The sequence below is a fragment of the Verrucomicrobiia bacterium genome (assembly GCA_036268055.1).
Taxonomy (GTDB): domain Bacteria; phylum Verrucomicrobiota; class Verrucomicrobiia; order Limisphaerales; family Pedosphaeraceae; genus DATAUW01.
The window spans coordinates 51,073-73,970 of record DATAUW010000003.1; the positions used below are offsets into that span (position 1 = coordinate 51,073).

13 protein-coding genes and 1 pseudogene are annotated in these 22,898 nt (G+C 57.7%); 8 read left to right on the top strand and 6 right to left on the bottom strand.

The annotated features are described in order from the left end of the window. Window positions 1–59: 59 nt before the first annotated feature. Both VH413_01565 and VH413_01570 read right to left on the bottom strand, forming a co-directional pair. The gene (locus VH413_01565) at window positions 60–1,166 is read right to left on the bottom strand and encodes a glycosyltransferase family protein (protein HEX3797361.1); all 1,107 of its coding nucleotides are present in this window, start codon (window positions 1,164–1,166) and stop codon (window positions 60–62) included. Between the two features lie 133 nt (window positions 1,167–1,299). Continuing rightward, a pseudogene (locus tag VH413_01570) lies at window positions 1,300–1,932 on the bottom strand (UDP-2,3-diacylglucosamine diphosphatase). 276 nt (window positions 1,933–2,208) lie between these two features. On the opposite strand from VH413_01570, the gene VH413_01575 reads away from it, so the two are divergent. Genes VH413_01575 through VH413_01610 form a run of 8 tightly spaced genes read left to right on the top strand, consistent with a single transcriptional unit; the run spans window position 2,209 to window position 9,722 of the window. Next, window positions 2,209–4,434: a TonB-dependent siderophore receptor gene (locus tag VH413_01575; GenBank protein ID HEX3797362.1), complete on the top strand. Its 2,226-nt coding sequence runs from the start codon at window positions 2,209–2,211 to the stop codon at window positions 4,432–4,434. A gap of 10 nt (window positions 4,435–4,444) precedes the next feature. Further along, window positions 4,445–5,137, top strand: a complete 693-nt coding sequence (locus tag VH413_01580; GenBank protein HEX3797363.1) for a Fe2+-dependent dioxygenase — start codon at window positions 4,445–4,447, stop codon at window positions 5,135–5,137. Further along, window positions 5,137–6,303, top strand: coding sequence for a PepSY-associated TM helix domain-containing protein (locus VH413_01585; protein HEX3797364.1), 1,167 nt, complete (start codon window positions 5,137–5,139; stop codon window positions 6,301–6,303). The genes VH413_01580 and VH413_01585 overlap by 1 nt, the downstream gene beginning before the upstream one ends. After that, window positions 6,300–6,974, top strand: coding sequence for a TonB family protein (locus VH413_01590; GenBank protein HEX3797365.1), 675 nt, complete (start codon window positions 6,300–6,302; stop codon window positions 6,972–6,974). The genes VH413_01585 and VH413_01590 overlap by 4 nt, the downstream gene beginning before the upstream one ends. Before the next feature lie 38 nt (window positions 6,975–7,012). Beyond that, the gene (locus VH413_01595) at window positions 7,013–7,684 is read left to right on the top strand and encodes a MotA/TolQ/ExbB proton channel family protein (GenBank protein ID HEX3797366.1); all 672 of its coding nucleotides are present in this window, start codon (window positions 7,013–7,015) and stop codon (window positions 7,682–7,684) included. An 18-nt stretch (window positions 7,685–7,702) separates the two neighbouring features. Next, window positions 7,703–8,134: a biopolymer transporter ExbD gene (locus VH413_01600; protein ID HEX3797367.1), complete on the top strand. Its 432-nt coding sequence runs from the start codon at window positions 7,703–7,705 to the stop codon at window positions 8,132–8,134. Beyond that, window positions 8,131–8,628, top strand: coding sequence for a hypothetical protein (locus VH413_01605; GenBank protein HEX3797368.1), 498 nt, complete (start codon window positions 8,131–8,133; stop codon window positions 8,626–8,628). The genes VH413_01600 and VH413_01605 overlap by 4 nt, the downstream gene beginning before the upstream one ends. After that, window positions 8,628–9,722: a hypothetical protein gene (locus VH413_01610; protein ID HEX3797369.1), complete on the top strand. Its 1,095-nt coding sequence runs from the start codon at window positions 8,628–8,630 to the stop codon at window positions 9,720–9,722. The genes VH413_01605 and VH413_01610 overlap by 1 nt, the downstream gene beginning before the upstream one ends. A gap of 346 nt (window positions 9,723–10,068) precedes the next feature. Here VH413_01610 and VH413_01615 read toward each other — a convergent pair whose 3' ends face one another. From VH413_01615 to VH413_01630, 4 genes are all read right to left on the bottom strand, one after another. Continuing rightward, window positions 10,069–13,911, bottom strand: coding sequence for an autotransporter-associated beta strand repeat-containing protein (locus VH413_01615; GenBank protein HEX3797370.1), 3,843 nt, complete (start codon window positions 13,909–13,911; stop codon window positions 10,069–10,071). 93 nt (window positions 13,912–14,004) lie between these two features. Further along, entirely contained in the window at window positions 14,005–19,263 is a 5,259-nt protein-coding gene (locus VH413_01620) for a glycosyl hydrolase family 28-related protein (protein HEX3797371.1), read from the bottom strand. Between the two features lie 84 nt (window positions 19,264–19,347). Then, the gene (locus VH413_01625) at window positions 19,348–20,115 is read right to left on the bottom strand and encodes a prepilin-type N-terminal cleavage/methylation domain-containing protein (GenBank protein ID HEX3797372.1); all 768 of its coding nucleotides are present in this window, start codon (window positions 20,113–20,115) and stop codon (window positions 19,348–19,350) included. Window positions 20,116–20,381: 266 nt separating this feature from the next. After that, window positions 20,382–22,061 (bottom strand): sialate O-acetylesterase, encoded by a 1,680-nt coding sequence (locus VH413_01630; protein HEX3797373.1) that lies wholly within the window; start codon window positions 22,059–22,061, stop codon window positions 20,382–20,384. Window positions 22,062–22,898: the final 837 nt, after the last annotated feature.

The following is a 22,898-nucleotide window of genomic DNA, read 5'->3' on the forward strand; positions in this document are numbered from 1 at the left end:
AGAGGCTAATCCAGCTTGCGCAAGCGAGCGGAGGAAAGTTTTCAGATGCCTCGCGATGGTCACGCTTCCGCAGGGATGAGTTCCACGTGCGATTGCGCCTTGCGGGTGACGGCGTCTTCGAGCGCTTTCAGCAGAATGGTATTTCCGCGGTTGAGCCACGCGTGATATTTGCCGTTCTCCAAAGCGTCGGGCAATTCCTTTAAGCGATCGAGATTGAACGAGGTGTCGCTCACGCCCCAGCCGGTGCGGACGGCGTCAATGGCGTTGATCTGCTGCTCGACGTGATTTTCCACGGGCATCAAAAACAGCGGCTTGCCGAGATATGCGGCCTCGGCGAGTGATTCAAAACCGGCGGTGCAGGCGACGTGGCGGCACTCGGCCATCAGGCGGAGAAATTTATCGCCATCCAGGCGATGGAAGGTGAGGGTGTCGTCAAATTGAAATTCCTCCGGCGCGCCGGGTTTGTCGTAAAAGCAATGAACTTTGACGCCGGGATTTTTTTTGTGCCAGGCGATGAGTTGCTCGGCGTAACCGTGGTTCAAGAGGTACGCGAGGACGAAATTTCCGTGGCGGGATTCGAGATCGAACAGTTGGGGGCGCAAAATGGGCGGACAAACGCGCAGCCGTTTGCGCGGCTGATTGGGCGCTTCGTAAAACGACAATGCCACCTTGCTCGAACGCGCGCCGACGAGTTCGACGAACCATTTCATGCCTAATTGCTCGACGCGCTTGCCGGGCAGCCGAACGTAATCGGGATGGCCGAACATGAACTGATGCGCGACGGAAACGACCGGCGGACGTTTGCGCGAGATGAGAGAATAGATGCCCGTGAGCGGCTCGAAAAAATTGACGATGACATCGGGCTTCGTTTCGCGAACGAGAGAACGGATTTTGCGGAGGCCGGCGAGGTACGCGGGAGTTTTGCGGACGATGCCCGCGAGTGTCTTTGGCAAATTGACACCGCGATTCTGGTTATATGAGAAATCCAGCGTCGCGATGCGGTGAATCGGCATCTTCATGGCCGACGAGAAGAACGCCGGGATTTGCCGGTGCGCGCCCAAGCCCACCACCACGCTCGTCACTTGATGTCCCGCCTGTTCCACGATCTGCTTCACCGCCATCGCCTGCGTCATGTGACCGCGGCCCTCTCCGAGTATCGTCAGCATTATTTTCATGGAAGTGTATGAGTTGAATGTTGCCGTCAAAATCCTCGACCAATGCGGTGCAACTCTCAACCCAATCACCGCAATTAAGATAGGTGAGATCGCCCATCGGCTTGATTTCCGCGCGATGAATGTGGCCGCAGATTACGCCCTGGACATCGTGCTTGCGCGCCATTTGGATCATGGCCTCCTCATATTCGGTGACGTATTGCACGGCGGACTTGGCCTTGTATTTCAAATACGCGGCGACCGACCAATAACCGAAACCCAGGCGGCGGCGCACGCGATTGAAATGAAGATTGATGTCGAGAATCCAATCGTACATGCGCGTGCCGATGCGTTCCAAAAGGCGGTTGAAATGGGTGAGGCCATCGAATTGATGACCGTGAATGACGAGGTAGCGTTTGCCATCAGCGGCGGTGTGGATCGCCTCGCGCGCGAGCAGGACGCTGCCGAAAGTGAGGTTGAGAAATTCCTCGAGAAATTCGTCGTGATTGCCGGGGATGTAAATGATCTGCGTTTCCTTGCGGCTCTTGCGCAGCAGTTTTTGGATGAGGAGATTGTGGTTGTCGCGCCAATGCCATTTGCTGCGCAACTGCCAGCCGTCAATGATGTCGCCGACGAGATAGAGATAGCGGCATTCGACACGCTTGAGAAATTCGAGGAGGGCATCCACCCGCGCGTGGCGGGTGCCGAGATGGACGTCGGAGATCCAGATCGAACGATATTGTTTCGGTTCGCTGGCGGTTTCGTCAAAGTTGGCGATCATAAAGTTCTCCGCGCGTCAACATCAACTTATTCACAGGTTATAGCCAATCAAAAACTGGCTGGTGGGCGTGATTTTGCATGGCTGTAACGTGTTTGACATATTTGCGGGGCATTGCGCGCGAATTTGGCGCGAATTTGTAATACCCGCTTGGCTTATTCGTCGGGGAAAGGCTCATTCTTTGGATGATAAGCCCGCCGAGAAACAACAAGCCACCGACAATCTTTAGCAAGCCATCGGTAGCCGTTTAGAGGCGCGAAATCCTATTCTGTCCTCCGCATGACACAAAAAAATCATCGTTCGGAACGCCCGTTGCGCCAGCAGATTACTCGCAAAGAGATAAAAAAAGCCGTGCAGCTTACCACTTTGATCATGGCGCATGATCTGGCGGGGGTTGCGCAGGCGCAATCAACGAATGCCGTCCCGGCCACGCCGCCCACCACCAACGCGGGCACCAACGCCCCGGCACAGCAACTGCCGGATGTCGTCGTGAAGGGCGCGCAGGAGAGTTATAAGACCGATGCCGTCGCGCTGCCGAAACTGACCGAGCCACTGCGCGATACACCCCAATCTATCACGGTGGTTCCGCGCGAAGTGATGGACGACCAGAATGTGACGACGTTGCGGGATGTGCTGAGAAATGTCGCGGGCATCAGCATCGCGGCGGGTGAAGGCGGTTCGCAGGGGGATAATTTGACGCTGCGCGGGTTCACGGCGCGCAACGATATTTTTCTCGATGGGATGCGCGATTACGGCAGCTATTATCGCGACCCGTTTAATTATGAAGAAGTGGAAGTGCTGGACGGTCCGCAATCGGTCATGTTCGGGCGCGGTTCGACGGGCGGCGTGATCAATCAGGTCAGCAAGACGCCGACGCTCAATCCGTTCGTGGCGGGTTCGCTGACTTTGGGCACGGACGAAACCCGGCGCGGGACGGTGGACATCAACGAGCCGGTTCCTGAGTTCGGAAAACACACGGCGTTGCGATTGAATTTGATGGGCAATGATTCGGGAGTTGCGGGCCGCGACGTCACGGAGAACAAGCGTTATGGCATCGCGCCGTCGCTGGAATTTGGCATCAATACATCCACGCGGCTCACGATCAGTTATCTGCATCAGGCGGAGAACGACATTCCCGATTATGGCGTGCCGTGGATCGCGACTTCGCCCGCACCGGTGGCGCGAAATAATTATTATGGTTTCCAGGATGATTACCTGAATACCCGGGTGGACATGGCGACGGTCAAGTTGGAGCAGGACGTCAATGAAGCGGTGACGTTGCGCGACCAGGCGCGTTACGCGAATTATTCGCGCGTGTTTCGAATCACGGAACCGATGAAGAGCACCGTGCCCGTGGCGCTGACTCCCACCACGATTGACCCGAGGAACGAACTCGGCGGCTTCAGCACGGAAACATATCTCTGGGATCAATTCGACGTGACGGCCAAGTTCAATACTTCGTCGTTCATCGAGCACACGCTCGTCGCTGGCGTGGAAGGCGGACAGGAAACTTCGGACCCTTCGCGCTTCGTTTATGCCGGAGTGCCGGGAACCAGTTATTTGACGCCGAACGAAAATCAATCTTTCTCCGCGACTTCCATCGGTTATCGCACGGTCATCCGCAGCACCGCGGATAGTTTTGGCGCCTATGCGCTCGATACGATTAAATTTGGCGAGCATTGGGAGTTGAGCGGCGGCGTTCGCTGGGATTATTTCGGGGCGGATTATGTTCAATACATCGCGCCCGCGGTGACGGCGAACCAGGATGTGAGCAAGCCCACCTGGCGCGGCGCGCTGATCTATAAACCCATAGACATCGGCAGCATTTATTTCGATTACGGAACGTCGTTCAATCCGTCCGCTGAAACATTTTCACTGACCAGCAGCACGGCCAATGATGCGCCGGAAGAAAATGAAAGTTTCGAGCTTGGTTCCAAGTGGGATTTGCTCGATGAACGCCTGTCGGTGCGCGGCTCCATTTTCCGCACGGAGAAAAGCAATGCCCGCGAACCCGATCCCAACAACACCTTGTTCACCGTCAACGCCGGCAAACAGCGCGTGGACGGCGTCGAGTTGGCGGCGACCGGCAACCTCACTCAAAAATGGCAAGTGATCGCGAGCTACGATTATCTCGCTAGCGAAACCGTCAGTTCAGCGGGCTATCCAAGTTCCGTCGGTCATGTTCTTTCCAACGTGCCGAAGAATACCTTCAGCTTGTGGACGACTTACGAATTGCCGTGGAACTTTGAAATTGGCGGCGGCTTCAATTATGTTGGCCCACGGTCGGCCAATGGCTCGACGCTGACCCCCCTAACTCCCGATGAAACCGTCGGCGGTTATTGGACCTTGAACGCGATGGCGAAATATACATTGAACAAACACGTCACCTTGCAGGCGAATATCTACAACCTGACGGACAACTTTTATTACGATCAGTTGCATCCTTCGCACGTCATCCCCGGGCCGGCCATCTCGGCGCTGTTCAGCACCAGTTTCAAATTTTAGCCGCACGCACATGTTAATCACCATTCCCAACGTATTGACCGGCGAGCAGGTTCGCGAGGCCAGGAAGATCCTTGACCAGGCCGAATGGATGGATGGCAAAGTCACTGCCGGCCACCAATCCGCGAGGACAAAAAATAATCTGCAAATTCCCGAGAATCATCCGGCCGCGCGGCAGTTGGGAGAAATGATTCTGGCGGCGTTGGGGCAAAATCCCCTGTTTCGTTCGGCGGCGTTGCCCGCGCGGGTTTTTCCGCCGCTGTTCAATCGCTATTCTGGCGGCCATTCATTCGGGACGCACGTGGACAATGCCATCCGGCAAATTCCCGGCACGGGGCATCGGATTCGCACGGATCTTTCGGCGACCTTATTTTTCGCCGGGCCGGAAGAATATGACGGCGGCGAGTTGTGCGTGGAAGACACTTACGGCGTTCACAGCGTCAAGCTGCCGCCGGGGCACATGGTTTTGTATCCCTCGACGAGTTTGCATCATGTGAAGCCCGTCACGCGCGGCGAACGCATCTGCTCGTTTTTTTGGATTCAAAGCATGATTCGCGAAGACAGCCGGCGCTCGCTGCTGTTCGATTTGGACCTGGGAATCCAGCGGCTGAACCAGGAATTGGCGGGAAATGCCGTTGCTTCGCAAACAGCCGTCCAACTCACCGGGGTTTATCACAATTTGCTGCGGCAGTGGGCGGAAGTCTAATGGTGAAATTTCGCAAGATCATTTTTTGGGCGCATCTGACGGCGGGTTTGCTGGCGGGCATCGTCATTCTCGTGATGTCGTTGACGGGCGTGTGCCTCGCTTTTGAACCGCAGATTATCAACTGGCAGGAGCGCGAGCTTCGCGAAGTTGCACCGCCCGGGCCGGATGCGAAGCCGTTGGATGTGGACGCGCTGCTCGCCAAAGTGCGTAACGAAAATCCGGCGAGTTCGCCGACGGCAGTGACGTTGCGTTCCGAACCGCGGGCATCGGTCATGGCCACCTTTGGACGCGATGACGTGGTTTATTTGAATCCGTACGACGGCCAAATACTTGGCCACGGTTCAAAAATTCGCGGTGTGCTGTTGCAGATCGAGAATGTGCATCGCTGGCTGGGCGCGAGCGATGATCATCGCGCCGCTGCGCGGGCGGTGACGGGCGCGGGCAACGCGGTTTTTCTGATGCTTGCGGCCAGCGGTCTTTATTTATGGTGGCCGCGAAGCTGGAGCGCGAGCGCGTTGCGTCCCGCGATATGGTTTGCCGATGGCTTGCGCGGCAAAGCGCGGGATTGGAATTGGCATAATACGATTGGCCTGTGGTGCGCGCCGGTGCTGATCGTCCTCACGCTCAGCGGCGTCATCATGTCGTATCAATGGGCAAATAATTTGCTCTACAAAATGACCGGCAACGAACCGCCGCCGCCCCAGGCGGAACGCTCCGGTGGAAATCAGCGGCGCGAAAAAAATCGCCATGCAGACGATGATGCGGATCATCATCACGAGGCGGCGAGCTTTGCCGGGATGATCGCGAAAGCGGCTGAACAGATGCCCGATTGGAGCATCATCAATTTGCGTTTGCCGCAGCGCGCCGGAGCGCCGGTGACGATTTCCATCCAGAATTCCGGTTCGCCTTTTGCTTTCTATCGTTCGCAACTCACGCTAAATTCCTCGACGGGTGAAGTCATGAAATGGGAACCGTTCACTGGCCAGAATCTCGGACGCAAGCTTCGTATATGGGCGCGATTTCTTCATACGGGCGAGGCTTTGGGCGTCGCCGGCCAATGTGTCGCGGCGATGGCTTGCGCGGGCGGCGCGTTGTTGGTGTGGACGGGCTTTGCGATGGCGTGGCGGCGATTTTTTGGCCGCAAACAACCGGCGGCGGCAAAATGAAAAAATCTGGCACAGCCGCATTCGACACGCATCGCGCGAGCGATGTCAGCGTCTTCACGCTCGTCGTGTGGCTCGACTGCCTCGTCGTGGGCGGACTGGGATTTGTGTTAGCATATTCCCGCCCGCAGCCGCGCCATGAAGTGCCGGGGCCGATCAAAGTCGAGATGCTCGATGTCAAACTCACGAGCGATCCGGAGCCGACTATTCAACCACCACCCAATTCGCAAGTGATTGAGCCTGCGCCTGCGTCGCCGCCGATTCCTCAACCCGTCGCCGTTGCGCAGCCATCACCGGCGATTGCTTTTGCGCTGCCGGTGGAGGGGCCGGTTCGTGTCGTGCCGAAGCAACTGGCGTCTTATGTTCAATCGGCTCCGACTGCGGCTGCCCCGGCGGCGCCGGCTCCTCAGCCGCTCGTCTTCGGCCAGGGCGAGGGCAAGCAGCCCGCGCCGGAATATCCAGCGCGCGCGCGGCGGGAAGGGCAGGAAGGAATTATCACCGTGCGTTTTACCGTTTCGGAAAATGGCCGGGTGATCGCGGCCGAAGTGATTTCGCCTTCGTCCTGGCCGCTGTTGAATGAATCCGCCTTGCGCGCGGTGAAAGAAAAATGGCGTTTCTCACCCGGCGTGACGCGCGCGTATGACGTGGTGATCCGGTTTGAACTGACTCATTGATTGAAAGCTTTATGATGAATCCATTATTGGCAAATATTGTGTTTGATACCTTTATGCGCGGCGGCCCGGTGATGTGGCCGATTCTGTTCTGCCTGATTGCGGCTTTGGTGGTTTGCGTGGAGCGTTCGTTGTGGTGGTGGTCGCTGAATCAACGCGTGAAAGCCGAGGTGTTGAATGAAGCGTTCGAGGCCATCAGTGACGGCCGCTTCGAGGAAAGCGCGCGTTTGACGCGGGACAGCAGCGATCCTTTTTTGGCGACGATCCATGAAGGTTTGCTGCACGCGCACAGTTCGCTGCTCGGCGCGATGCAATTACGCGCGATGGACGAAATTGAAAAGGCGGAGAAACGGTTGTGGATTCTCGGCACGTTCATCACGCTCGCGCCGTTGCTCGGTTTGCTCGGAACGGTGACGGGCATCATGCACTCGTTTCATTTTGTCGGGCAGGAGGAACTGGCAGCGGTGAAAGTCAGCGGCGGCATCGCGGAGGCGCTGATTGCGACGGCTTGCGGATTGGGCATCGCGATCCTGTGTCTGCTGCCGTATAATTATTTCAATCGCCGGCTCGCGCAATTTCGCGCGCGGCTGGAACGCACCATCAACCACACGGAATTGCTCGTGGAATCCGCCAAACATCACGGGCACGACCTGGATGAATTTGCCAGACAGCACGCCCTGGCCACTCGCGCCGCCACCGTTGCTGCCAGATAACTATAACTTTTCACGATTATGCCCGTTAAACTTGGCTCCAAATTACCCGACGAACATGAAGCGCGGATCGAAATCATTCCGCTCATTGACATCATGTTCTTCCTGCTCGCGAGCTTCATGCTGGTCAGCCTGAGCATGGTGAATCTCAAAAGCATTAAGGTGAACCTGCCCACCGCGACCAGCGCCACCACGGAAACCAAAAAAGATTTCGTCAGCATTTCCGTGGAAAAATCGGGCGCGGTTTACCTCGACAAACAACCCATCGGTTTGAATGAACTGGCGCAAAAACTTACGGCCTTGCATCAAGCGAAGGAAGACACGCGCGTCTTCATTCATGGCGATCAGGACGCGCGCCACGGCGATGTGATTCACGTGCTGGACGTGGTGCGCTCGGCGGGCATCGAAAAGGTGGCTTTTGAAGTTCGCGAACCTTCCGCGCCCACGCCATGAACCGCCGATTACAATTTATCAATCTGTTCGGCGTGCTCGCGCTGGCGGTGTTGTGCGCGGCCCAGTGGCGTCGCGACCGGGACTTGAACCTTCAACTCGGGATGCTGGACAAGACGCGGCAGGCGCAGGACCAAAAAATTTCTGAGGAAGAAGAAGCGGCGCGCGGAGTCGCCGCCGATCTCGACCATTTCAAGCAACAATTCAAGGAACAGCATAACGACCTGGAAAACGAGCGGCATAAATCGCGCGATGCCGAAAACGAAGCCGCCAAACTCACCGCCGAGCGCGATCAATTAAAAGAGAGCGTGACGAACTGGGCAAACGCCGTCACCCGGCGCGATGCACTCATCAAGGAAGCCAACGGGCGCATTGAAGATTTGTCCACGAATCTGAACACTTCGATTCGCAAATACAATGAGTTGGTGACGAACTATGATGACGTCGTCAAACAACTCAACGAAACCCGCGCGAAACCCGCCGGCACGAACAATTAATGAATCCGCAGGACGAACTTGGGAGCGATCCGGTAAAAGCGCAGGCGCAGAATGATCTCGCGAGCACATGGATGAAACGGGGCATCGCGCTCCTCGAAGAAAGTTCGCCCGCCAGTCTTCGCGAGTCATTGGTTTGTTTCGATCAGGCCATCGCATTGCGAAGCGTCCTGCCACTCGGAGAGAATTCTTTTTTTCGCTATTGTTTTATCGCGAGTTGGATGAATCGTGGCGATGCCCTCACGCGGCTTGGCTCGACCGGTGATCTTGCCGAGGCCGTACGATCTTATGACGAGGCGCTAAAACATGCGCGGCTTTTACCGTTGGATGAGAACCCGCTTTACCGCAAGCGATTTGCCGTGGCGTGGCTGAATCGCGGCATCACCTTGCAGCAACAGAAAAAAAACCTGGCCGAAGCTACGCATTCGTTTGGCGAGAGCGTGGCATTGTTGGAACATGAAAACGCCGCGACGATTCCCGAACAAAAGCAACTGCTCGGTTGTGCGTGGATGAATCTTGGAAACGTAATGCTCGAATTGGCCGAACCGGATTTACGCTCGGCGGCGGCGTCCGCGCGAAATGCGCTCCGCTGCCTCGCCGAAGTGGAAAGCCGCGATTTAATTTCTGCGGAAGCCGGACTCAAGGCGCGGCTCGTCTTGTGCCGCGCGGTTGCCGGACTGATTTCAAAACCGCCGACTGTTCCCGCAACGATCAACGATCTGGTTGCCGAAGCCACCGACACGGTGGACAGCGGCATGAAGCTGGTGCGCGAATGGGAGACGCAAAAGAGCGTGGCGTTTCGGGAATTGTCGCAAGAGCTTTTTCGCTTTGGCGCGCACGTCTATCAAAAGCATCAGCCACATTTCCTGGTGGAATTTCTTTTGGAAAGTCTCGACCCGTGCCAGTCGCCGGGTGCGGCCATCAATTCCGCCATGCATCTCGAAGCCCTTCGCGCGCTGCGTCGTTCCCTGCGGGAAATGCAGCGGGAAGGGTTGAACCGCTTGAACGCATCGGCGTTCGACAGTTTTCTTGAGCGACTGGCGGAAATGTCCTCGGCCGAGCAGCGGCTTGAAGAATTGCGGAAGCCCGGCAGCTAATCGGGACTGAGACTGTTTATTCACAGGCTCCGTGCTTGCGCAGCAATTCGGCTACGTCGCTCGATTTGTTCAGCATCGCCAAACGCAAGAGTGTCGAGCCGGCGCTGAGATCGTGGGCTGAAGCGCGGGGTTAATTTGGGAAGAGGTGGTTTTTTTAATCTCGTGGAAAAAGGGAAACTTTGGTCGCGGCCATCGGTAACACATTGTATGTGCCGCTGGCTGGGGTGTGCGTAATAGATATGGGACTCGCGGGTACGCTCGCCCTTCCTATGTAAAAAAGAAGAGGGCGGGAACGCCTGCACTCGCAGACATTCCCGCCCGTTGAACCCATCAACAACTATGCCGCTTAGGGATGGTGCAAGCGGTAGAACACCGAGCCTTTGGTCGGATCAATCGGCAGGTTTGTCGAGGTCAGGCTCGCGCTGCCGGTGACGGTGAACCAATTCGTGCTTCCTGGGACGATGCCTATACCCGTGGCGTTGGTCTGGCTTTGCAGGACCCAGCCCATATTGGTCGGCCAGGACAAACCAAGTGCCGTGCCGCCGCCGGTCACAGTGAACTGGATCGGTCCGGGCAACGGATTGATCGCCGGGATGACCTGAAGACTGCCGCTGCCGGAGATGTAGTTCGGATCGGTCGTCGCATTGTAGATGCCGTTGGGTTTGGCAACGCCATTGATGACGAGCGCCGATACGGTGTTCGTTTCGCCGTTCGGGAACGCGAGGTTCAGGATCGAGTTCGTGCCCGAGATGTTGATCGTCGAGGTGTTGGTCAACGTCGGGAAGTGAATGATCAGCGTGCCGTTGCTGACGGTGGTATCGCCGCCGTATTCATTGGTGACGAGGATTTCCGCCGTGCCTGCGCCGGTCTTGATCAGGCCGCCCGTGCCATTGACATACAACGTGCCCGCGATCTGCAACAACGATGCCGAATCCGGAACGTCAAACACGTTGCTCGTGCCGGTGAGGGTGAGGATGCCGGCCAGCGCTGAATTCGCGTTGGTGGCGACAGTCAATATCGCAGTAGCTCCGACCGCGCTATTGCGCAACACGCCGTTGGTCATGGAGAGCATGTCCAGGGTTTCGGTGTTGCCATTCAGGTCGAGAACGCCGCCGGCATTCAAACGCGTCTGGATGTAATTGCCGTCCGAGATCTGATTGCCGGAAGGATCGGTGATTTTCACAATACCATTGGATTGCACGAGCAAGCCCTGGCCGCCGGTGCCGACGGAAATGCCGAACGAGCGTTGGAGATCCACTTCGCCCTGATTAACGATACCCGTGAACTGGCTGCCCGTGCCACTGCCGCCGATGACCAAGGTCCCCGCGCCAATCTTGGTGATGGTGGTATTGCCGGAGGCGATGGTTCCGTCCGTGGACAGGATGTTGGAAACGATGTTCCAGTACATCAGCGTGCCGTTGTTCGGATTGATCGTCGAACTGCCAAGGTCCAGGTTGCCCGAGCCCAGGAACGTGAACGTGCCGCCGCTGGCGATCGAGATATTGATCGCCGCCGGACTGAACAAGGTGAGATCGGAGCCGCTGACATTGTCAATCGCGCCGCCGTCAATGGTTAAGATGCCGGAGCCAACGCTGCCACCGCTGCCAAGGTTCAATGTGCCGGCGTTGATTTCCGTGCCGCCGCCGAAGTTGTTGTCCACGCGGAGCGTCAACGCGCCCGCGCCGGTCTTCAGCAGTTTGTAATTGTTGCCGTTGTCGCTGATGGTTCCATCCACTTCCAGCACGTTCGACGAAACGGTCAGCGTGACCACGCTGCTGCCCAGAGTGATCGCACCCGGGCCGGTGTTGAAGCTCGATGAACCGAGGAAGGTCCAGTCGTCATTCCAGAATTCCGGAACGGACGTAAGCATCGTGACGGAGTGGCCGCTGGTGTTGTCAATCTCGGCGCCGAGCGCGTTCGTGAGGGCCCCAGTGCCGATGGCCGAGGTCAGGTTCGTGCCGTCGCCGCCGAAGTTGATGTTCAACTGGCCCGATGCGACGGTGGTGCCGCCGGAGTAGGTGTTCGAGCCCGTGAGCGTCAGGAAGCCGCTGCCCGATTTGGTGATCGAACCCGAGCCCGTGATCGCGCCAGTGCCGGTGATGGTGTAACCATTGGTGGTCAGCGCGATGATGGAAGTGGGTTGAACGGTTGTGTTCAGCGTCACGGTGATGGGGAATGGCCCAGTCGCGGTGTCGTCAAAGAGAACCGCGTTCGGTTCGGTATAATCCGCGGCGGATCCGAGCAACGTCCAGTTTGGTGTCGTGAAGTCCCACGTTCCACTGCCGACGCGCCAGGAAAGATTGGCGGTGACCGACGAACTGGTGACGACGAGCGAAATGACTTTGTTGGCCGTGTCGTTCATGATGACGCCCGCAGCGCCGGAAGGCAGCGCCGTCGGAGTAGGCAGCGTGCCGGCGACGGTGCCGGTATATTTGATCAGCGGATAAGTGCCGACGGGAATGGCGCTGCCTTCGATCGTGAATTGCGGCTGCACGTCGAAGTTGACGTTGCCATTGACGGTGATCGGCGCGACGGTCGTGCTCGGACCGAAGGTGCCGTAATTGAAGTCCTGGGTTGGCGTGCCGTTGGTGTAAGTGAGATCACCATTAACGGTCCAGGTCTGGCCGGCAGCGGTCACGGAAACTGAACTGATCGGAGAACCTTGCGAGCCGTCGAGCGTCACCGGGCCGTTGACCGGCGCGAGGGTGGTCACGGTTGTCAACGTGCCGTTGCTGATGACGACGGAGCCGGCGAAATTATTCGCGCCACTCAGGGTGAGCATGCCGCCGCCCGTTTTGTTAAGTCCGCCCGCGCCCGTCAGCGGGCCTGAGAGCGAGATGTTGAAAGAATCATTAAAAGCGTCGCTCGCCTGGAAAGTGATGTTGCCATTCAAGGTGTCGAGTTGCATCGGTATCTTGGAAGTCCAGCTTGCCATGGCGCCGACCGTGCCGCCCGAGAGCACGAAGTAATTCGTCGGGGCAAACACCGCGCCGCGGCTGATGCCGATCGAACCGCCCGAACCGATGTAGAGGAAGCCGCCGGAATTCGTGAAGGCCGACGTGCCGCCGTTGAACGTGCCGCTGGGCGCGCCAATGAGAATGCCGCCCCACGCGTTGACCGTGCCGCCAGATTGAGTGAACACCGCTGTCGAACCAAGCTGCGAGCCGCCCTTGTTCAACCAGATCATGCCGATGGCCGTGGTGGAGCCGACCTGGCCAATGTTGACCGTACCGCCGGTCACTTTGAAGGTGCCGTGCGAGTTGTTCGCCGGTTCACTTTCGATCTGGATATTCTGCGCCGCGCTGCCGGTGCCGATGTTCATCGTCGCACCATTTTGGTTGATCACCGTGCCGTTGCCGCCGCCGCGGGAGATTTGCAGCGAGGTATTGAAAGTCTCAACCGTGTTCGGGCCGTCAAGAACGAACACACCGGTAAGATTGCCGCCGGAACCGGTCACGGAACGACCGACCTGCCAGGTGTTCGCGCCGGTCGAACTGCCGTTGGTCTGCCAGACGTTCGCATCAATCGTCGTCACCGAGCAAGCCGTGTTGCCGCCGAGATAAAAGATGCTGCCGTTGGTGCTGTTGAAGACCATCTGATCGCCGCCGATGTTGCCGTTGATGATCATCGTGGCGGGAGTCGGCCCGGTTCCCAACTGCCAGAACTTGGCACCGTTGTTGGCGGGCGCGGACCAGTTGTTATTGAAGACGACCGTCTTGCCGTCCGCCACCGTGACCGTGCTGCCAGTGTTGAAAAATAGCGAGCTGCCCGTGGTGGCATTAAAGACGTAGCCATTCGCGTTGATGAGCATGTTGGTCATCGCCAACTGCGAACCGGCGTCCAGAGTGACAACATATTGGCCATTGGTTCCGTCGAGCCCGTTGAAGACCGCGCCGTTGAGACCGGCCGTCGTCGAGGTCTGGGTCCAACTCACGTTGCCAGTTCCATTGTTCCAGTTGAGGTTGGTGGTGGTATCCACATTCCAATCGCCGCTGCCGGGATCAATCAGCGCGCCGTTGTTGGTGTTGCCGGCATCCCAGACCAGATTGGCGGCCGAAGCTCTCGCCGCGCCGGCCAGGATGAACGCCGCCATCAGCAAATAATAGCAGATGGCGCGAATGGATTTTGGACTTGTGTGCACCGGCCGGGCCGTGAGGCCGCCGCCGGTAGTTTGTTCGTTTGGTTTCATAGAGGTTGATGGTTGTTGTTGATTGCTCATGCGTGGGTTGATTCTGTGCTTTGGTTGTTGCCGATCATTTTGGGTTGCTCTTACTTTTTTTAATCATTGATGTTGTAAACGGTAAAATTGGGCGGCTACGCCCGAGTCATCCACCGTCGTGCTCCAGCGATTACTGGAATACGTTTGCGGCGCATTGACGAGCGCCCATGGTCCCGGCTCTTCCAGATTGCCGGTGGCATAAAGATTGAAAACGCCTGAGGTCGCGGGCCACGAAAAGCTCAGCGAATGCGTATTGGAATTGGGACTCAACGCCAGCGCCGGCGCCGTGACGCTGAACGATGCCGTCGCCGCGTACGGGCTCGAAAGGTCGTAATTTCCCCACGTGAGCAAGGGATTATTCACATTCGTGTTGGCGTTGGTATTTCCGTTGAAGGCATAGCTGCCGATGATCTCGGAAACTTTTCCCGGCAGGCCCGCAGTCGCCGCGAAGGTCACGTTGTAGGGCGGAAAACGATTGGCCGGATCTTCGGTGATGTATTCGCCGCTGTTCACCAGATGAAAAACGCCCCCGCCCACGCTGCTGCCAAATTCGCTGTGGTCGAGCATGTGCACCAACTCGAAACCGACGTCGCCGCCGTTCACGATATAATCCCATTTTGGTCCGCCGAACACCGGCACGTTGAAGAAGCGCGCTTTGCCTTGAAAATTCGTCGTGGCCATCACCGTGAAAGTTTGGTTGGTCAGGAAATCGGTTTGCGTGGTGTAGTTCGCGGTCCAGGATGAGTTCGCGAGATTGATCGTGCACGGCGCGGCGGCGTCAAAAAGGTATCCCTGCACCGTGCCGTCGCACCCCGCGGAAATGCCGTTGATGTTCGGCCCGCGGCCATTTTCCGAAATGCACCGCATGAAGCCATGCTCCGCGATGGAAAAATCTTTCAGCATGGTTTCATTGCAATCGCCGAAGACGTACATCGTGAGATTGTGCTCGGCGTAGGTGCGCACCGGTGTCCGCAAGTTGCTCGAAAGATCGCTCGCGGAATCGTAGTTGTCCCACCAGTAAGTCCAGTTGCAATGGCAATCCACGATCGAGCCGGACGAGCCGTTGCCGATGGCGTAACCGGTGTTCAACGCCCAACCATCCACCATGTAGATGAGATGATTCGTGCAGGTGTAAGTATCGAAATCAATAAACTCGTACGGGTTCGGGCTCACGATGGAGATCGCATAAATATTTCCACCGCGCCCCTGGATCGCCGGCGGAAACGGAATACAATTTGTATTCTGCGTTTCGTAACTGATCGTCAATCCCACCGCGCCGCTGTTCGCTTCGAGCGCGATGGCCGGCGGCCCGTTCGTCGTCCCCTGCCCTCCGTACGGCTGCAACACCGCGCCCTTCGCGTGGTTGTCCGGCGCGGACCAAGGGTAATGCCGCAACTCAAACGGCCCACGCAACTCCACGCCGCTCGGCACATCGAGCGTGCCGGTGGTTTTGTATTTTCCGCCCGGCAAATAAACGATTCCCCCGCCATTGTTTCCCGCTGCGGTCAACGCGCTTTGAATCGCGGCGGTGTCATCATGTGTTCCGTTGCCGAGCGCGCCGAAATTTGTCGCAACGAACAAATCCAGTTTCGCGGGACGACGCCCCACATAATCATTCACGGTGTTCGTCCAATCGAGCATCGGCAACGCGTTCGGCATGGGACGCCGTCCGTCCACGATCAAATTCATCGCGCTCCCCGCGTTGACGATTTGCTGCGCCGGACTGAAATTGCAACCGATGAATGCCGCGCGCGTCGCCTTCGCCGCGAGGTTGCATTGCGTCGTTCCTTCGAGCAGGCAATCCACCACATTGAACACGCCCGGCCCCGCGAGCACCATCGTGTTTGAAATCACACAATCCTGAAACGCCATCCACGAATGCCAATCTGCGCCCGTCGAAAAAACCGCCGTGCCGTTGCGTCCAATAATCTGGCAATGTGAAAACCCAATGGTCGCATCGTTCGTCGTGTGCGTCCGGTTCACACCGATGTCCCCGTCCAACACCATCCGCGTCATTTCCAATCCGCTCTGCCCCTGCATTTCCTGGGCGAGCAACGCCGTCCCGCAGTTGCTCACGATGCCCGAATAGAACGACGCCCCCGGAACTCCCCCCGGTCCCTGGTTCGCCTCGATGCCCACCTTGTAACCACTGATGAACGTATCCAAACTCCACTCGCCGTCCGCCCGATAAAGCTGCATCCCCACACCATTCGCGCGCATCCACGCTACATACGCGCTCACCGGCGTCGGCGCGTTGCTCAAGCCCGAATTCGCCCACGCCTCCGGCGAAAACCGGATGTCCTCCGTCTGGCTGATGTCCGCCTGCCCGTCAATCGCTATCCCCATGAACAACGGCGTCCCAACTACCGTTGAGAGAACATGTTGCGCGCCTCCCGCCGACTGGATGCCCTGATACGAGTTCACCAGCGCCACGTTCATCACCCCGCATTTGCCACCCACGCCAATGCTGAACGGATACCCCACAATCGCCGACGCGTTCTGGTCGGGATACCAAATATTCACGCCCTTAAGCGCCGTCGAACGATTCAAATAAATAAACGGCGCGTCATTCGTATTCCCCGCGCCATAATAAATCTTAAACGTCGTCCCCACCGCCGTCGTGCCCTTGCGCACCCAATCCGCCCAGTCGCCGTGCAAGCTCACCCCCGTCGGCAAAGAAATATTCGTGTAAAAAGCATAATCGCCGTTCGGCACAAAAATCACTCCGCCGCCGGAACCGCCCGAGTTATAAACCGCGTTGATCGCGTTCTGAAACGCCGCGCTGTCGTCGGTGATGCCATCGCCTCGCGCGCCAAATTCCTGCGGCGTCGCCACCGCCACCACCACTTCGTTCGTGTTCAGGCTCGGCACGATCACGCGCGGTCCCGGTTGATACGCCAACACCTGCTGGCTCAGCGCATCGTCCAAAATCACCAAGCCTTGCGGAACCGCGCCCGCCACAAAACTTCCCGTCCCATTCCGCAACCCCGCATACCGAAACAACACCGCCACTCCCGCCGCCGAAAGATTCAGATTCGACACATTCACCGCCACGTTGCCGTTCATCGTCAACGTCCCCGCCACATCAATCGCCGGCACAATCGTCCCCGTCAGATTTTCAAAATCGAAAGTAAACTGCGGCGTCGCGCTGCTGATCGTCAGGCTCGACATCTTCACCGAAGTCCCCGGCGAGGGCACGCTGACTTTGAACGCGCCGCCATTCAGCGCGTAGGCCATCGAAACATTATTTTGCGCGCTCAACGCGAGCGTCCCCGCATTGATCGTCGTGCCGCCGGTGTAAGTATTATTTCCTCCCAGCACGAAAGTCCCCGCGCCTTCCTTCAACAAACCCGTCCCGCCCGCGATGCCTCCCGTCCCGCCAATGCTATAAGCCTCGCTCGAATTATTCACCACCACGGAAACCGGCGTCACCATCGCGTTCAACGAAATCGCCGTGTTGGAACCCGTCGCGGAATCATCAAACACCACCGCTGGCCCCACGCCATTCGTCTCCTGGTAATACGCATTCGTTTTCCAATTCGCGGTCGCGCCGACGTCCCAGCTTCCATTCACCGTGCCGTCCCAAACTAATTGCGCCACCGGCGAAATCGTCACCTTGAGATCAATGCTTTGGTTCGTCGTGTCATTCACGAGCGTCGCGGAGGTGCCAACTGTCAGCGGCGGCGTGAACGGTCCCAAGGCGAACGCGCCATATCCCGGGCCACCCAGCGAGCCATATTGAATCAACGGAAATTGTCCCGCCGGGAGTGACGCGCCCCGCACGTTGATGCTGACATTCGCTGCTGGCATCACCGCGCCGCTCACGCTGATGATCGGTGCCGTGGGAATTGCCGCCGGGTTCAAATCGAGATTGAGCGTTGCGCCCGCGCCGAGATTCAACGACGACATCGCCAGCGAACTGCCGCCCGCCGCCACTTGCACTTCTAACGTCGCGTTATTGGAAACACCATAAGAACCCGCGCCCGTTGAGGCCGTCGTGGTCGCCAGCGTCCCCACATCCACCGCGGTGTTGCCGGAATAAGTGTTCGCGCCGCTCAACGTCAGCGTGCCCGCGCCAGTCTTCGCCAATCCGCCCGCGCCTGAAAGCGTTCCCGATAGCGAAATATTTTTTGCCCTCGCGGAAACGTCCGCCGTTTGAAACGTGATGTCGCCGTTTGTGCCAGTCAATGTCATCGGCAACGACGACGCCCATGCCGCGCTCGCCGCCATCGTCCCGCCCGATAGCGAAAGTGTCGAAGCCAGCGAACCCGCCGCATTCTTCGAAATCCCACCCGCGCCTAAATAAACCGCGCCGCCCGTCACATTCAATGCCCCCGTCGTGCCCGAACTAAATGTCCCGCCGCCGCCAAATTGAATGCTCCCCGCCGTCACCGTGCCCCCGGAAATATTGATCGTTCCCGAACCGCCCGAACTCGTCGCGCCGTAATTCGCATACAGCGCATTTCCGCCGAGATTAAAATTTCCTCCCTCCACCATCAGCGTGCCTTTGCTGTTGGCATCGTAACCCACGCGAAAATTATCCCCGCTCGCCGCCGTCAGCGTGACGTTTCCCTGTTTCAAATCGAGCGTGCCAACGCTGCCCGAGCGTCCCGCAAAAGAATCTCCACCGCCGCCGCTCGAAGTCGCCACCGCCGCCGGGTCGTTGATGGTGTAAGTGGATTTGCCGCCGTAACCGACCATGATGCGCGCGGTGTTCAACGTGGCCGCTTCCTGCGTCACCAAAGCCTGCGCCCACAAAACAAAATTGCCCGCCGCGAAAGTGCCCGCCGCAAAATCCACCGTGCCGTTACCGGCGAGAGTCGTGTTCGCCGCCATCGCGCCGCCGCCCGCAAAACTCACCACGCCGTTGGTCGCCACTTGAATCGTGCTGGACGTGTTGATGTTCAGCGGAGTTTTAAAAGTCGCAGTGACATTGGAAGCGACCGTCACCGCCGTGCCACTATCCAGCAGCGTCAAGCTGCCGTTCGTAAAAGTGTACGCCGAAGTATTGAACGTGATGTTCGACGAATAAAGATTGCTGCCGCTGAGATTGATGAGATACGCGCCCGCCACGCCCGCGCCGAATACCGCGCTGTCCGGTGCCGTCGCCGTCCAACTGCCATTCACATTCGCGCTGCCCGTCCACCAATTATTCGCTGTCAACCACCCGCCGCTGCCGTCGGAAGGATTTGTTCCATTCGCGCCATCTGCATCCCAGGTCAGCGGCGCCCCGCGGCTGACGTCCGTCACGCCCCCAAAAACGACGCATGCCAGGCAAAGCCCGGAGATCGTTCGCGTAACCTTGAACGTCAGTGATTCCATTCCTGTTTAAATTTTTCGACTAATCGTCGGCGTGTGTTTCTGTTTAGAAAAATGAAGTTCAGCGCGCGGTCCTGCTGCCCTTGATCAATAAGTGGTGTCTATGTGATCAATGATCGTGGCAAAGATGTAATCCACTCGTTCCGCATGGCCGTCGCAGAAGTTCGCATTCCCCTTGCCGTTATGCCGCGTGCTGATCGTGTTGCCTCCGCCGATGGAAAGTCCCGGCAGCCAGCGTCCGTCATCCGCGCCGGTGGTGGCATACGCCGGAGTCGTCACCGGCGTATCGGAAGGACCCGCCGGTTCTTCCGCCAGCAGGATTTTCTCGGATGGATTACGGATGTTCCCCAGCTTGCACTTGGTAAACGTCGAATTGATCGTCCACGTAGAGGCCGCGCCACAAATCACACTCGGGCGCGCCCCGTCTATGTAACCATTGACGGTATAACTGTAAAAATAGGGCGGCTGGCCAGCCGCGGCATTCGCCTTGCGCTGGGTATCATCCTTGTCTGACGGGCAGCGAACCAAATTGGTGCTGCCTTTTATCTCCACGAGAATCGGACTAAGGGCCAGCGGATACATGCCACCTATTCTCCAATGGATCCAATCTTCCTTGGCATCCATCACGCGCGAGGCATCGGCTGGCAACGTGTCATCGTTATCACCCGCGTAGAGCACGAAGCCCAGCCCCAGTTGCCTTTGATTGTTGAGGCATTGCGTCTGCAACGCCTTTTGTTTTGCCTTCGCCAGCGCGGGTAGCAACAGGCCCGCGAGAATCGCGATGATGGCGATCACCACTAGCAACTCGATCAATGTGAAAGCGGATATTTTCCGGGTTTGAACAGTCGGTTTCATACAACATTTTTTTTGCACCCGGCCTCGCATTTTCCGGGAAAACTTCCCGCGTCATCAGTCGAGTCCAGTCGGTCTTGCCTGCCAACCGGACGAAAAGAACCGGCGCGAGATTTTCGCGACGGTTGATGGCATTCGGTTGATGCTTTCAGTGTGGGGAAACCCGCGCTGTTGCGGTATCCTCTAAAGTGAGGAGGATTGAAAATTCAGAAAAAACTGCGGCAGACAATGAGGATTTTGAAGGTCGCGCGCGAAAAAAATTTCACGCGCTATTTTCCCATCGGAGCCGGCCAATCGTCCGTGCGAAATGGCGACGCCGGCAATCCGTTCTTTCCGTACAGATTGCCAAAAGGATTCTGCGCCCAATCGTAACGCACTGCGGCGGGATGCTCCACTTCATCGCTATGCACCACCACCGCGCCGTTCTCGATCACGGCTTTGGCCCACACAAATTTCTGATCGTCGCCCGCGATGCCAAAACCCTGCAACTCATCTCCCGGCGGAATAATTTTCCCTTCGGCATTCGGCGGCGGTGTGCCGATCATCAGCCCACTCTCCGCGTGTTTGAACGTAAGCCGGATTTGATTGCCCTCCACTTTCATCGCCTCATAAATCGGCCCCGAATAAGCCACGTCTTCGCCATACGCTATATGCCGCGCGGCCAATGCCAGGCGCTGCCCAACATAAATTTTATCCGGCGGATGCAAATTTTCCGCTTCGCCAACATCTATCGTCACCGCCATGCCCGTGTTCGGCAGCGAAAGCGTTTTGAATTGGGCATCGCGCACCCACGCCCAGCTTCCCTCGGACGGACTGCGCGCGCGGCCATTGATGTTCGGCAACTGCACATAAAGAAACGGAAAATCCCCCTGCCCCCACTGCGCGCGCCAGTCGCTGATCATGCGCGGGAAAACATAAGCATACTCCGCGCCTTCGCGGATATTATTTCCATTGCCTTCGCCCTGATACCAAATCACGCCCTTGATCGCGTATGGAATCAACGGCGCCACCATGCCGTTGAAAAGATTTCCCGGCGCATTAAATCCCCCATCCGGGTCCGTCGGCGGCTTGGGCGCGGAATTTTCCCGCAGCGGATGTCCATTGGCTTTCGCAATGTCCGAATTCGTCTTCCATTGTCGCCGGGCGATTTCCCAATCCGCGCGCAGCTTCGGAAACTCCAGCTTCGCCGTCTCGAAGTGCTCCACCAGCTTTTGATGTTCGGCCACGTAATGCGTCAAATGCTCGTCCTCTTCCAATCCCGAAACGCTCGTCCACGCCTGCGCCGGTGTGCCGCCCTTGTAAGTCGCGATCATGCCCAGCGGATGTTTCGTCGCGCCTTGGATATCGCGCGCAAAATAATAAGCCACCGCTGAAAAACCGTGCCACGCCCAATTCGCCGCCATGACTTCCGGGCTGCACACCAGCCATTTCCCATTCAACGGACTCGGCGGCATGTTCGAGCCGATGTTCGTTCGCGGCTGCAAAGCCGTTGCCCACGGCACAAAGAACATCCGTATCTGCGAATCCGTCGCGCTCGCAATCGCTTCCTTCCCGCGGCTATCGTTCTGCAATCCGAACTCCATGTTGGATTGCCCCGACACGATCCACACGTCCCCCACCAGCACGTCGTCGCACACAATCGTATTGTCTTTTCCCGTCACCGTCAGCCGCGCAGGCTCGCTCGCTGGATTCACCGGCTCCAAATCCACCCGCCATTTTCCATCGCTCCCGGCGACCGCGCTGCGTTTCTGCTTCGCGAAAGTGACCGTGACCGTTTCCCCCGGAGCCGCCCAACCCCAAACCGGAAGTTTCGCCTCCTGTTGCAAAACCATGTGATCGCCAAAAATCGCCGGCAACCTGACGGTCGCGTGAATCTGCGCCGTCATCGAAAATAAAACCACCATCCACCCAAACGCACGCCGTAACGTGCGATAAAAATCACGCGACATAATCAAAAAAGTATTCATCACTCTTCCAAAATTCCAATAAACCCGCCGGGCAATACGATTCTCCATCCCGTCCCGGGGAGCGCACGCGCCCTCGCGTGCAGTGGCTGGCGCCCTCGCCGGCCATATCTTCATCCGCTCTCATCAGACGCCGTCCCACAGTATGGTAGATCGGAGCTACCGCCCCGCCGTCCGCAGTCCCGCAGGGACAACTTATACCCTGGCGCATAGCAGGGCTGCGCTGCCGCGCAGCCGTCCGAAGTCCCGCAGGGACGACAGAACTTAGCCCAGCAATTTATTGCTGGGTTTGCATCCGTTCCAAACCAAGTCCCGCGAGGGACGAAAGAAATCTTCCATGAAACCAAACCTGCCATACTCGTCTAGCACTTCTCATTAACCCCCGGCTTCAGCCGGGGGGAATATCCACCCAACAAAAAAACTATTCCGAGCGGAGCGAGGCAAGCCCGTTCGCCAGCACCAATCGCCATAAATCTCGCGTATCTTCCCTCTCAACCCGGTTCCAAAAACACTTCCATCACACCACTCCGATTTTCAAAACCTCACATACTAGGACGCTGCCGCGCAGCCGTCCCAAGTCCCGCAGGGACAACTGATACCCTGGCGCATGGTAGGGCTGCGCTGTGGCGCAGCCGCCCGAAGTCCCGCAGGGACGACAGAACTTAGCCCAGCCATTTATGGCTTGTCATTATACACATCTTTTATTCAGTCGAATCAATGTTTCTACTATCGGTTAAAAACCCAATAAAAGAGCAAAAAAATGTTTTCCGCAAAGGATTGTCTCGCAACCAGAACATACAATTTTACGTGGACAATGTGTAA